Origin of the sequence: Pseudorhodoplanes sp. (assembly GCF_046289595.1) — a bacterium.
Lineage (GTDB): Bacteria > Pseudomonadota > Alphaproteobacteria > Rhizobiales > Xanthobacteraceae > Pseudorhodoplanes.
Genome location: NZ_JBKBVB010000052.1, coordinates 19,119 through 31,260, shown reverse-complemented (window position 1 = coordinate 31,260; position 12,142 = coordinate 19,119). Strand labels below are relative to the sequence as shown.

Genomic DNA, 12,142 nt, shown 5'->3' with positions numbered 1-12,142 from the left:
CCATCGCATGACTTTCGACCAAGCCGCCCTGCGCGACGCCGTGCTGTCTGACACCGGTCCCGCCGATCCTTCGGAATTCCGCCGCCTGCTTGCGGGTGACGCCTGATGTGCGGGCTCGCCGCCTTTTTCGAGCCGGGGCGCCGCTTCGAGGATGCGCTCCTTGCGGGCGTGGACCGCGAGCTGTTGCATCGCGGGCCGGATTCGGCGGGACATGCGGCGGAGCCAGGCTGGGCGCTCGTGTTCCGGCGTCTGGCGATCATGGACCCCGGCAGCGCCTCTGATCAGCCGATGACCGACGAGAGCGGCCGCTGCACGCTGATCTTCAACGGCGAAGTCTATAATTTCCGCAAGCTCCGCGCCCAGCTGGAAACCGAGGGCGTGCGCTTTCGCACCGATGGCGACACCGAGACCATCCTGCGGGGCTATCTGCAATGGGGCGAGGGCATACTCGACCGTCTCGAGGGCATGTACGCCTTCGTGCTGATCGACCGCAAACGCAATGCGGCGCTCGCCGCGCGCGATCCCTTCGGCATCAAGCCGCTCTATCTCGCGCAGCGCGGCAACCGCATCGGGATCGCGAGCGAAATGCGGCCGCTCTACCGGCTCGCCGAGCCGCAGCCGGACGAGGCCGCGCTCGCCGAATTGCTGACCTTCACCTGGGCGGCGGGAAGTTTAAGCAATCTGCGCGGTATCGAACGCGTGCCGGGCGGTACGTTGCTGGCCATTCCCCTGCAGGGCGGACCGATCGCGCGCCGCCGCTTTTGCGATGTGCTCGATACGCTGAAGCCGGACGATGCCATCTCGCCCGCAGAGGCCGAACGCATTGCGGAGCAGGCGGTCGAGACCTCGGTGCGCGATCATCTCATGAGCGATGTCGGCTATACGCTGCAGCTTTCGGGCGGCATCGATTCGAGTCTCGTCGCAGCGATGGCGAGCCAGGCCGCGGGCCGCCGCATCGCATCCTATGCGGTCAGCCTCGGCGATCATCCGTTCGACGAGGGCGAGTATCGCAAAATGGTGGTGGATCGTTACGGTCTGGACCATCACGAAATCCATATCGGTGGCAGAGAATTTGCCGACGCGTTACCGCGCGCTGTGCGGCATATGGAGGGGCCGGTGCCGCATGGCGGCTGCGTCACGCTGATGCTGCTGTGCGACCGGATGCGGGACGGCTCCAAGGTGGCGCTGACCGGCGAGGGCGCCGACGAGATGTTCGGGGGCTATCTGCGCTACGGTGTCTGGAAAAATCTGGCGCGGCAGGATCTACTGGCGCGCTTCCTGCCGTCGCGGCTGCTGCCGCCGGTCTGGCCATTTCTCAGCGTGAAGCGGCTGGACGGCCGCGACTCCGCAGTCTATTCCGCCGTCTATCACGATTTCCATGCCATGCACGCGATGTTCCCAGGCCTCGTCCCGGCGCCGGGCCTGCGCGAGGCGACCAGCCGCAGGTTCAAGGATTTCCGCGACCGGCTCTTTGCGATCGATCAGGTGTCGTATCTGGAATCGCTGTTGGTGCGGCAGGACAAGATGTCGATGGCGGCCTCGGTTGAGGCACGCGTGCCGTATGTGCATCTGCCGCTGGCGAAAGCCGTCAACCGGCTGCCACGCGACATCCGCGCGCCGGGCGGCGAGACCAAGCCGCTCCTGAAGCGGATCGCCGAGAAATTCCTCGACAACCGGCTGACCTACCGCCGCAAGATCGGTCTGTGGCTGCCCTATGACGACTGGCTTGCCGAGCCGAAGGGACTCGGCCGTTACCTCGACCTGCTGACCGATACCGATGGACGGCTGCGCGCCTATGCCGACCCGCTCGCGCTGAACAATGCGGTCGCGCGCTTCCGCGCGGGAGAGCGCAAGGGCATTCCCTCGATGTGGATGCTGGTCAATGTCGAAATGTGGCTGCGCAGCCTGTCCGAGCGCGGCGCGGCGGGAAAGGCCGATGCGCCCGCGCTCAAGGCGGTGGCGCGCGCATGACGCAGACCGGGCAAGCGATTGCGGCACAGACGACTGCGACAGCGGGCGAAAGCTGCACGGTCGCCATCCGCGAGGAGTTCGGGTGGCGGCGGGCGTCGCAGCGCGACATCGTGGTTTTTTTCAAGGGCTGGATCGAGGGGCTCGATGCCGCTGCGCTGGCCGCGCGCTTTGCCAAAGAGCGGCCTTCGCCGAAAGCGATCGGCGATCTTCTTGCTTCCGCGATCGGCCATTTTGCGATTGTGGCGACCGGACCGGGCTGGGCCTTTGCCGCGGCCGATTGGGTGCGCAGCATTCCGCTCGCCATCGCCATGGTCGACGGTGTCTGGACCATCGACGACCGCCCGGAGCGCCTGCGCCAGCGCGCCGGTCGCGGCGCAGCCGATATCGATTCGGATGCGGCGCTTGCCATCGGCATGGCCGGCTACACCATTGACGATGCTGCGCTCTATCGCGGCATTCAGCTTCTGGTGCCGGGCGAACTCGCCTTCATCGAGAGCGGATCGCTCACCCGCCACCGCTACACCATTTACCGCCCATGGCAGGTGCGGCCAGCATCGGCGCAGGCGCTGGAATCCGAGCTGAAAGAGCTGACCCTGCACCTGATCGAGCGCATGCTCGGCGCGCTGCAGGGCCGCACGCTCGTCATCCCGCTGAGCGCGGGGCGCGACTCCCGGCTGATCGCCAGCGCCGCGAAACATCTTGGATACAGGAATGTACGGCTCTTTACTTATGGCCGGGCCGGCAATTTCGAGGCCAAAGCGAGCAAGGCGATTGCGGAGCGGCTCGGCTATCCTTGGGCGTTCGTGCCGGCGACCATCGGCAGGCACCGACGCTTCTTCGAAAGCGAAGACTATCTTGGCTATCTCGATTTCGCCGATAGCGGCTGCTCGGTACCGTTTGTGCAGGACATGGCGCCGCTGATGGAGCTGAAGGCGTCGGGCTACGTCCCGGACGACGCGGTGATCGTCAACGGCAATTCCGGCGACTACATCTCCGGCAATCACGTGCCCGAAACCATGTGGCGGCCGGCGCAAGGCCTGTCCGACGAGGCACGCTGGCAGCGCATCACGGATGCGCTGCTGAAGAAGCACTTTGCGCTTTGGCGTTCGCTCGTAAGGTCAAAGAACAATGCGCGCATCGTCACGCTGCTGCGCAACTCCATTGCGCGCGCGGGCGGCGTGCTCGGCGATCCGGACACGGATCACGGTCTCTACGAATATGCCGAATTCCAGGACCGCCAGTGCCGCTATGTCATCACCGGCCAGCGCATCTACGAATTTCTCGGTCATGAGTGGCGGCTGCCGCTCTGGGACAACGACTATCTGCGATTCTGGGAAGGCGTGCCGCTTGCCGAAAAGGCCGGGCAGGCGCTTTATTCCCGGATGCTGACCAATGCGAATTGGGGCGGGGTCTGGCAGGACGTTCCGGTGAACCGCAAGACCATCCGCCCGCTCACCGTGGTGCCGCTTCGTCTGGCCGCCAAGCTTCTGCATGCACCGTTCGGCGCCGAACGCTGGCACCGCTTCGAACGGCGCTATTTCCAGTACTGGATGGACGCGACCTGCAATTCCGCCTGCGTACCCTATGACCGCGTGCGGCGCGATACCCGCGGCGCGCGCCATCACATTGCCTGGCTCGCCGAACTCTATCTTGCGCGCCATGGCGTCGAACTCGACCGGCTGACAGCGCAGGATTGACGACGTTGCGTATTCTGTTCCTGGCGCGGCTGTTTGCAGGCCTCAAGTCGGGCCTTGCGAAAGGGCAGTGGGAACCGGGCGGGGTGCCGGCGATCTATCGCCTGATCGAGGGACTGGCGGCCGACCGGGATGTGGAGTTGCTCACGGCGTTCTGCGTCAAGGAGCCGGATGCGCGGTTTCCGCGGCGGATGCGGCAAAAGATTCCGGTGATCGGCGACGCGGTCATTTTGCCCTATGCGACACCATTCGGCAAAGCGGCGCGGCAGCCGAATGCGGCCTTCAACGAGGCCGCGCATGCCGCCCGCATGCTCTCGCTCGCGGCGCGGTTCAAGCCCGATGTGGTCTATGCGAACTACACCAATATCCTGCCCGCGGCTTTACTGGCGCGGGCCGGCTATCGCGTGGTGCTGCGGCTGATGGGCGTGCAGTCGCATCATCGCGACATTGCCGCGGGAAAAGCGCCGTTCTTCCGCTGGCAGATGCAGTCGCCCTTCGCGCATGTGGTCTGCACCGAGGACGGCAGCGACCCGGCGTCACTGATCCCGAAACTGGTCCGTCCCGGCACGCCGTGGACGGTGCGGCTGAATGGCTGCGATGCCAGGGCATTGCCGGAGGATGAGGTGCGCGCCTTTCGCGCCGAGACCGGCCTTGGCGCGCGCCCGTCGGTGCTGTTTCTCGGCCGGCTCGAGCCCTACAAGGGCGCGATTGCCTTCATCGACGCGGCGATCGCCATGCTGCGTGAAATGCCGGACGCGGCCGACGTCGTGGTGGTCGGAGATGGTCCGCTGCGCGGCGAAATGGAGGCTCGGGTCGGCGCAGCCGGCTTCGGCGGACGTGTGCGCTTCACGGGCGCTCAGCCGCATGCGCACGTGAACCTTTATCTCAACGCTGCCGACGTCTATGTCTCCACCAACATGTACGGCAATCTCTCCAACGCCAATCTCGAAGCGCTGGCCGCAGGCGCCTGCCTCGTGCTGCCGACCTCCGATCCGTCGCTCCCGCTTGACACCGTGACCGACCGCCTGATCCCCGCAGACGTTGCCGAACGCTATGACCGCAATGCCATGCCGGATTCGCTGGCGGAGGCTTTGTGCCGGCTGGTCCGGTCGCCGGACCAGATCGCGGCGCGGCGCGCGAAGAGCAGAGCGCTGGCGCGGCAATTGATCCGGCCATGGGCGGATGTGGTCGCAAGCGACATCGCACTTTTGAAATCGGTAACCGCACGCGCGCCTTCGGCGGCGCTGCCGGCGGACGTCAAGCGGGCTGCAAATCAATGAAAGACAGGCTGGGGTTCGCGCTGGTCGGCTGCGGCCGCATTGCACAGCGCTATTCGGATATTTTTGCGAATAACCAGCTTTCGGGGGCGCGGCTTGCGGCGGTCTGCGATGCCCAAGTCGGGCGCGCCGAAAAGCTCGCCGCGCGGCATGGTGTAGCTGCCTATACCGACTTCCACAGGATGATGGAGGAACGCCGCTCCGATATTGATGTAGTCTGCGTACTGACCGAAAGCGGCAAGCATGCCGAGCACGCCATCGCGCTTGCGCCTTACGGCAAGCATCTGGTGGTCGAGAAGCCGATGGCGCTGACACTGGAAGACGCCGACCGCATGATCGCGGCCTGCGACCATGCCGGCATCAAGCTCTTCATCGTCAAGCAGAACCGCTACAATCTGCCAGTGCGAAAAATGCGTGAAGCGCTGGACGCCGGCCGCTTCGGCAAGATTGTGATGGGGACGACGCGGGTGCGCTGGTGCCGCCGCCAGAGCTATTACGACCAGGACAAATGGCGCGGCACCTGGGCCTATGACGGCGGCGTATTCGCCAATCAGGCGAGCCACCATGTCGACCTCGTGCAATGGTGCCTCGGCCAGCCGGTCACGGTCTATGCCACCGGCCGCACTGCGCTCGCCAAGAATATCGAGGTCGAAGACACCGGCGCCGCCATCGTGACCTTTGCCAGCGGCGCCATCGGCGTCATCGAGGCAACCACCGCAACCCGCCCGGTCGATCTGGAGGGCTCGCTGTCGATCCTTGGCGAGAACGGCACGGTGGTGATCGGGGGCTTTGCCGCGAATAAGCTGACTGATTGGAAATTCGAGACTGCGCTGCCGGGCGACGACGAGGTGTTCGCGAAGTTCAGCGAGAACCCGCCGAGCGTTTACGGTTTCGGCCATATCGCCTATCTCCAGCATGTCGTCGATGCGGTTATGAACGGTGCTCCCTCGCTGGTCGATGGCCTCGAAGGGCGCCGCTCGCTCGAACTCGTAATCGCGATCTACGAGTCGATGGCGACCGGCGAAATCATCAAACTTGGCTACGGAAAGCCCCGCAGCCGGCTCGGACAGAGGTCATGATGGCATCGGCGTTGCCCGTGCGGGCGGTTTCGGCGGAACCCATTCCGCTGGTCGATCTGAAGGCGCAATATGCGCGCCATCGCCCCGAACTGGACGAGGCGGTGCAGCGCGTGGCCGCCAATACGAGCTTCATCGGCGGCGCCGAGCACGAGGCGTTTGCGCGCGAATTTGCGGCATGGTGCGGTGATGGCCACGTTGCGTTGGTCGGAAACGGCACCGATGCGCTGGAGCTCGCGGTCATCGAACTCCTCGGCGAGGGCGATGGCAAGGGCGAGATCGTCACCACCAGCCACACCTTCATCGCGACCGCCGAGTCAATCGCGAATGCCGGCTACCGGCCGGTCTTTTGCGATATCGACGAAGGCACCTGCCTGACGCCGCCCGATGCCATCGAGCGCGCGATCACGGCGAATACGCGCGCGATCATGCCGGTGCATCTTTACGGCCAGATGGCCGACATGCCGGCCATCCGCGCGATCGCCGACCGGTACGGCCTGAAAGTGATCGAGGATGCAGCGCAGGCGCACGGCGCGGTTTTTGACGGCATTGGCGTCGGGGAACTTGGTGACGCCGCGTGCTTCAGCTTTTTTCCCGGGAAGAATCTCGGCGCCTGGGGCGATGCCGGCGCGGTCTATGCCCGGGACAAAGCGTTGATCGAGCGCATCAACCGGCGCGCCAACCATGGCCGGACGGATAAATATCTTCATGATTATCAGGGGGTTAGTTCAAGGCTCGATACGCTCCAGGCGGCCATTCTGAGGGTCAAGCTGCGCCATATCGACGACTGGAACCGGGCGCGTCGACAGGTGGCGTCCTGGTACGACGAGCTGTTGTCCGGCCAGAACGGCGTTGCGCTGCCGGTCACCGATCCGCGCGCCACATCAGTGTTCCATCTTTATGTGGTGAAGATCGACGACCGCGACCGGGTGCGCGAGACGCTGAATGCTGCGGGCATCGGGGCCGGCGTCCATTACCCGGTGCCGGTCCACGAACAACCGGCATTCCGCCATCTTGGCCACGCACCGGGTGATTTCCCGGTGACAAGCCGCGTTGCCAGGCGGGTGTTGTCGCTGCCGATCTATCCGGAGATCACGCGCGCACAGGTCGAGCGCGTCGCCGCCGCTTTGATCGACGCGGTCCGCGCATGAGTTTTGTTGCGCATCCGACCGCGGAGGTTTCCCCCGACGCCACGGTCGGGGCCGGCACGAGGCTATGGCAGCATTGTATCGTGCTGAAAGGCGCGCGGATCGGGCGGGACTGCAAGCTGGCGCATAATGTTTTCGTCGAGGGGGGCGTCTGGATCGGCGACCGGGTCGTGATCAAGGACAACGTCTGCCTCTATGACGGTCTCGAGATTGCCGACGATGTTTTTATCGGACCGAATGCCGTGTTCACCAATGTGCGCAATCCACGTGCCCATGTACCGCGCAAGAATGCGTTCGAGCCGACGCGGGTGGGGCGGGGCGTCACCATCGGTGCCAATGCGACGATCGTCTGCGGCCATGCCATTGCCGATTTCGCGATGATCGGGGCCGGCGCGGTGGTGACGAAGAACGTGCCGGCCTTTGCGCTGATGGCCGGCAATCCGGCGCGCCGGATCGGCTGGGTGTCGGCCGCAGGCGAAATCCTCAAAGAAGATCTCGTCTGCCCGCGCAGCGGCGAACGATACCGGCTCGACGGCGACGCGCTCGTACCCGCGACCTGAGCATCATGCGCATTCTTTGCTTCCTGCCGGATTTCGGCGGCGGCGGTGCGCAGCGCACGCTGATCAATTTGTCCGCGGCGTTCGGGCAGGCTGGACACGATGTGACCCTTGCCGCTGCGCAACCGGACGGGCCGGCCCGTGCCTGGGTCGATCCGAAGGTGCGGACGATGGCGGCCGGGCCCGGACAATTACGCAATGCGTTGTTTCCGTTAGGCCGGATGATCCGCGAGGAGCGGCCGGACGTTATTCTGTCCTCCGTTCTTGACGCCAATATCGGTGCGGTTGCAGCGCGAGCGCTGGCCGGTCGGCCGCGGCCAAAGCTGGTCGTGCGCGAGACCAACAGCCATAGAGCCCGCGGCGATATCGGTGCGATCCGTCAACAACTGACCCGCCTGGCTTATCCCCGCGCGGATGCGGTGGTGGCATTGTCGGAAGGCGTGCGCCAGGAACTGATCGAGGATTACGGGCTCGCTCCGAATGCGGTGGTCACGATCCACAATCCGGTCGAATTCGATGCGCTGGCCGCAGAGGCGCGCAAGGCGCCGCCTCCGCCGCTCGCAAAAAATGGTCCATGGATCATGGGCGTCGGCCGCCTGATCCGGCAGAAGGGTTTCGACCGGCTGATCCGCGCGGTCGCTGCGCTGAACCGTCCGGAGGTCCAACTGGTGCTGGTCGGGGAGGGACCTGACCGTGAGGCGCTGGCGACACAAGCGCGCGAACTTGGCGTTGCCTTGCATATGCCGGGCTTTGTGCGCCAGCCGGTTCATTGGCTCGCGCATGCCGATCTGTTTGTGCTTTCTTCACGCTGGGAAGGCTTCGGCCATGTCATCGTGGAAGCGATGGCGGCCGGCGCGCCGGTGGCCGCCTTCGATTGCCCGCATGGACCGCGCGACATCATCAAGAACCGGGTCAACGGCCTTCTGGTGCCCGACGGCGAGGAGGCCGCGTTGACGCGCGCGATGGCCGAATTGCTTGACGATCGTGATCTGGCTAAACGCCTGGCAGCTTCGGCAACGAAGGATGCCGCGCGCTTTTCCAGCGCCGCCATCGCCGCACAATATCTGAAACTATTTTCCGGTCTGTAGAATCGTATGGCGAAACTCGAATATCTCTTGTCGCTGACCCCGCGCGAAAGCTGGCGCATCATTCGGCATCGCGTGCCCGGTCTTCGCGGCGGTCCCTCCTGGCAGCCGAACGAACTGATCTATTCCTCCAAGCATGGCCGCGGCATTCGCTTCGCTGAATTGCTGCTGCGGCAGGAAGCGGTGGTGCGGCGCGCGATGGCATGGGAGCCGCTCGATTTCGATGGCCGCCGGGTGGTGGAGATCGGCTGCGGTCCGCTCGGCGGCTATGGGCCGCTCGCGATCTTTTGCGGTGCCGAGACCTTCGAGAGCGCGGAGCCGGAATGGGATGCGGCGCTGTTCGAGAGCCCCGAAGTGGTCGAGAAATATCACTTCATCTTTTACGCCGATCTTGTCGCGCTCTATGGCGCGCGCATGGACTTTGCGGAGTTCCGGAAGCGCCTGCGCGAACGCATGAATATCCAGCGCTGCGGCTTCGAAACGTTCGTGTCGGGCGGCAAAGCCGATATCGTGATCTCGCAATCCTGCCTGGAGCATGTGTTTCCGATCGAAGGCACGATGGACAAGCTGGCCGAGATCCAGACGCCGCAGACGCGCTTTCTGCATCTCGTCGATTTCGGCAACCATTATCCAACCGGCAACCCGCTGAACGGGCTCTACGAGCAGCCGCGCGACGACTATATCGCGCGCCGCGGCAAGGCGATGAACCTGCTTCGCGCGCCGGACATGGATGCGCTGTTCAGGAGCCGCAATATGCGAGCGCGCGTCGTTCCCTCGCGGAATGTCAGGGAGACCTATCGCGGCACCATCCATCCCTGGTGGCGGGAACGCTACGACGACGACGCGCTGTTTACGCAGCTCGCTTTGGTGGCCGGTCCTGCATGACGCGGGTGATGCATGTCATCAGCGGGCTCGACACCGGTGGCGCCGAGGCATTTCTCGTGCAGCTTGCGACCGCACTGCAACTGCGCGGCTTCGAACAGGAGGTGGTGAGTGTTACGACGCGGGGTACGCATGCGGCTGCGCTCGTTGCGGCCGGCATCCCGGTGCATGCGCTCAATGTCGGCTCGCTCGCGGGTGCAATGGCGGCGGCGGGGCGGCTGGCTGCGCTCATTCGCAAGATGCAGCCCGAGGTGGTGCAGGGCTGGATGTATTACGGCGATCTGTTCGCGGCGCTGGCAAACCGGATCGTCCCCGGTAAGCGGAGGCTGTACTGGAACCTGCGCGCCTCCGACACGGTGGAGGGCGGCTATGGCCGCCTCGTTCGTATCAACGCCAAGCTGTCGGCCTGGCCGGATGTGGTGATCGCGAACTCTCAGACCGGTCTGGACTTCCACCTTCAGCACGGCTACCGGCCCCGCCGCACCGCGGTGATCCCGAATGGGGTCAACACCGGGAAATTCCGGCCAGACGTGGCGGACCGCGCGGCGCTGCGCGCCGAGCTGGGCTTGGCGGCAGACGCCGTGGTTGCCATCCATGTCGCGCGCCTCAATCCGATGAAGGATCACGCGACATTCCTGAATGCGATGCAGTCGCTGCCGACCCTGCGCGGTCTGCTGGTCGGCGGCGGGACCGAGACGCTCGGCCTGCCCGGCAATGTCGGCGCGCTCGGCCTGCGCGGCGATGTGGCGCGGCTCTACCGCTGCGCCGACCTCGTGGTGTCGAGTTCGGCATTCGCGGAAGGGTTTTCCAATGTGCTGGCCGAAGGCATGAGTTCGGGCCTCGTTCCGGTCGCCACCGATGTCGGCGACGCGCGGCTGATTGTCGGGGATACGGGGCAGATCGTTCCGATCCGCGATCCGGAGGCGCTGGCCAAGGCGATTGCGACCGAGGCGGGCCGCCCCGATCTCGACGCGCGAAAGCGCGCGGCGCGTGCCCGCATGGTCGAGAATTTTACGCTCGACCGCGCGGTGGAGCGTTTCGCTGCGCTGTATGCGGACGGCTAGCGCGCTTTCCGGCGCCGCCACCAGTTCCGGACCGCCACAAATCCTGCGCCGGTCGACACGCACAGCACCGGTTCGATCGGCAGCCGGTATTTCGGCGACGCCACCGGTCCATTGACCGCTAGCACGAACGACACCCAGAGCACAAAGAGAATGGCGGCGGCTGGCGCGATGGGAACCATGGCGACAAGACCCGCCAGTTGGATAAGCCGGATCAGGGCGACGCCGATAATTCCGAAGATGAGGATCATCGCATAGGCCCGATTGTCCGACCTGAAAACGAAATTGAAGACCTTCTCCGCCGGTGATGCACCCTGCGTTCCGTAAAAGCCGGTGCGGGGCAGCTGCGACACCGGCGGCGACAGAATGACCGCAGGCGAGGCGACGTTGATTGCGGCGCCGATGATCCAGGCTTTGACGATTGCGACATGGCCGAGCTCGGCAAGCGCTTCGCGGCCGACTTCGGTGGCCTGACGGGATTCCTCGAAGGGGCCGTGGTCCCTGGTCGGGAACCGCTCCTTGACCCGTCGCGCCATGTCCCGGGAAGTCTTCTCCCAGGGTGTTCCGTCCTTGGCCTCCTTGACCAGCGGCACCACCCAATAGGCCAGATGCACGCCGCCCTGCGAGGTCAGTGACCAGTGTCCATAGGTAAGGACATTGCGCATCAGGATCGGCGTCAGGCAGATCGCGACGATGGCCGCAATCGCGGCGGCGTGTCCGAAATGCCTGGGCCGCAGGCTGCGCCGGCATAGCGGCACGGCGATCAGGAACAGGATGACGACCGGAGCCCAGGGCACGATCAGAATGCGGGTCAGCGCCGCTCCGCCGATGCCGATGCCGATGAGCAGCGCGGACCTCAGCGAAGGCGCATAAAGCCAGCGCAGCGAGCCGTACAGCATCAGGGCAACGAAGAACAGAAACGGCGTGTCGGTATAGACAAGCCCCGAAAGCACGATCTGTGTCGGGTTGACCGCTGCGGCGATCCCGGCCGGCAATGCGAAACGCTCCGCAACCGTTGCGGCCATGCCATAGATCAGCAGACAGGTCGCCGAATCGATCAGGCCCTGCGTCAGCACATAGGTCAGCGCGCCGACGTCGCCGAATGCCAGCACATTCAGCCCGAGCAGCCAGGAAAAGACCGGCATCGTGGAAATATCGACGCCCAGCCACTGACCGCCGTGCAGAGCGCCATCCTGCAGCAGCGTGACGAGCTTCCGCGCATCCGTCATATAGCCACGGCCGTCGGCCATGATGATGCCGCCATCCCCCATCGTCGCGTAGACGATGAGCGCGTAACCCCAGCGGATCGTCAGCGCGAACAGGAAAAGCCAGAGCAGCGTCGTCAAACTTGAATTGCGCGATGGCGCGTGGATGACATTGGCGACCGGCAT

The 12,142-nt window shown here is 65.0% G+C and carries 10 protein-coding genes; 9 read left to right on the top strand and 1 reads right to left on the bottom strand.

What is annotated here, in order from left to right; translation table 11 throughout:
• Window positions 1-105: 105 nt before the first annotated feature.
• Genes asnB through ACK41X_RS12585 form a run of 9 tightly spaced genes read left to right on the top strand, consistent with a single transcriptional unit; the run spans window position 106 to window position 10,754 of the window.
• On the top strand, window positions 106-1,971 hold the full coding sequence (gene asnB, locus ACK41X_RS12625; RefSeq protein WP_409723556.1) for an asparagine synthase (glutamine-hydrolyzing): 1,866 nt from the start codon (window positions 106-108) through the stop codon (window positions 1,969-1,971).
• Window positions 1,968-3,668, top strand: coding sequence for an asparagine synthase-related protein (locus ACK41X_RS12620; RefSeq protein ID WP_409723553.1), 1,701 nt, complete (start codon window positions 1,968-1,970; stop codon window positions 3,666-3,668). Before asnB ends, ACK41X_RS12620 begins: the two co-directional genes overlap by 4 nt.
• A gap of 5 nt (window positions 3,669-3,673) precedes the next feature.
• Window positions 3,674-4,945 (top strand): glycosyltransferase family 4 protein, encoded by a 1,272-nt coding sequence (locus tag ACK41X_RS12615; protein WP_409723550.1) that lies wholly within the window; start codon window positions 3,674-3,676, stop codon window positions 4,943-4,945.
• Window positions 4,942-6,021 carry a Gfo/Idh/MocA family protein gene (locus ACK41X_RS12610; protein ID WP_409723548.1) on the top strand — a complete coding sequence of 360 codons (1,080 nt, stop codon included), beginning with the start codon at window positions 4,942-4,944 and terminating at the stop codon, window positions 6,019-6,021. The genes ACK41X_RS12615 and ACK41X_RS12610 overlap by 4 nt, the downstream gene beginning before the upstream one ends.
• Complete coding sequence (locus tag ACK41X_RS12605) at window positions 6,018-7,169, top strand: DegT/DnrJ/EryC1/StrS family aminotransferase (RefSeq protein ID WP_409723545.1); 1,152 nt, start codon at window positions 6,018-6,020, stop codon at window positions 7,167-7,169. The genes ACK41X_RS12610 and ACK41X_RS12605 overlap by 4 nt, the downstream gene beginning before the upstream one ends.
• Window positions 7,166-7,726: an acyltransferase gene (locus tag ACK41X_RS12600; RefSeq protein WP_409723543.1), complete on the top strand. Its 561-nt coding sequence runs from the start codon at window positions 7,166-7,168 to the stop codon at window positions 7,724-7,726. Before ACK41X_RS12605 ends, ACK41X_RS12600 begins: the two co-directional genes overlap by 4 nt.
• Window positions 7,727-7,731: 5 nt before the next feature.
• Window positions 7,732-8,811, top strand: coding sequence for a glycosyltransferase (locus tag ACK41X_RS12595; protein WP_409723541.1), 1,080 nt, complete (start codon window positions 7,732-7,734; stop codon window positions 8,809-8,811).
• A 6-nt stretch (window positions 8,812-8,817) separates the two neighbouring features.
• A complete protein-coding gene (locus ACK41X_RS12590) occupies window positions 8,818-9,693 on the top strand; it encodes a hypothetical protein (RefSeq protein ID WP_409723538.1) in 876 nt (291 codons plus the stop codon).
• 8 nt (window positions 9,694-9,701) lie between these two features.
• Entirely contained in the window at window positions 9,702-10,754 is a 1,053-nt protein-coding gene (locus tag ACK41X_RS12585) for a glycosyltransferase (protein WP_409723535.1), read from the top strand.
• On the opposite strand, the gene ACK41X_RS12580 is transcribed toward ACK41X_RS12585, so the two are convergent.
• Window positions 10,751-12,142 carry a glycosyltransferase family 39 protein gene (locus ACK41X_RS12580; protein ID WP_409723532.1) on the bottom strand — a complete coding sequence of 464 codons (1,392 nt, stop codon included), beginning with the start codon at window positions 12,140-12,142 and terminating at the stop codon, window positions 10,751-10,753. The two genes, ACK41X_RS12585 and ACK41X_RS12580, sit on opposite strands and share 4 nt — an antisense overlap.

Bases quoted from the DNA above. Each gene is read 5' to 3' on its own strand.
- ACK41X_RS12580 (WP_409723532.1), bottom strand. From the start codon at position 12,142: ATGCCGGTCGCCAATGTCATCCACGCGCCATCGCGCAATTCAAGTTTG.
- ACK41X_RS12610 (WP_409723548.1), top strand. From the start codon at position 4,942: ATGAAAGACAGGCTGGGGTTCGCGCTGGTCGGCTGCGGCCGCATTGCA.
- ACK41X_RS12620 (WP_409723553.1), top strand. From the start codon at position 1,968: ATGACGCAGACCGGGCAAGCGATTGCGGCACAGACGACTGCGACAGCG.
- ACK41X_RS12605 (WP_409723545.1), top strand. From the start codon at position 6,018: ATGATGGCATCGGCGTTGCCCGTGCGGGCGGTTTCGGCGGAACCCATT.
- ACK41X_RS12585 (WP_409723535.1), top strand. From the start codon at position 9,702: ATGCATGTCATCAGCGGGCTCGACACCGGTGGCGCCGAGGCATTTCTC.
- asnB (WP_409723556.1), top strand. From the start codon at position 106: ATGTGCGGGCTCGCCGCCTTTTTCGAGCCGGGGCGCCGCTTCGAGGAT.
- ACK41X_RS12590 (WP_409723538.1), top strand. From the start codon at position 8,818: ATGGCGAAACTCGAATATCTCTTGTCGCTGACCCCGCGCGAAAGCTGG.
- ACK41X_RS12600 (WP_409723543.1), top strand. From the start codon at position 7,166: ATGAGTTTTGTTGCGCATCCGACCGCGGAGGTTTCCCCCGACGCCACG.
- ACK41X_RS12595 (WP_409723541.1), top strand. From the start codon at position 7,732: ATGCGCATTCTTTGCTTCCTGCCGGATTTCGGCGGCGGCGGTGCGCAG.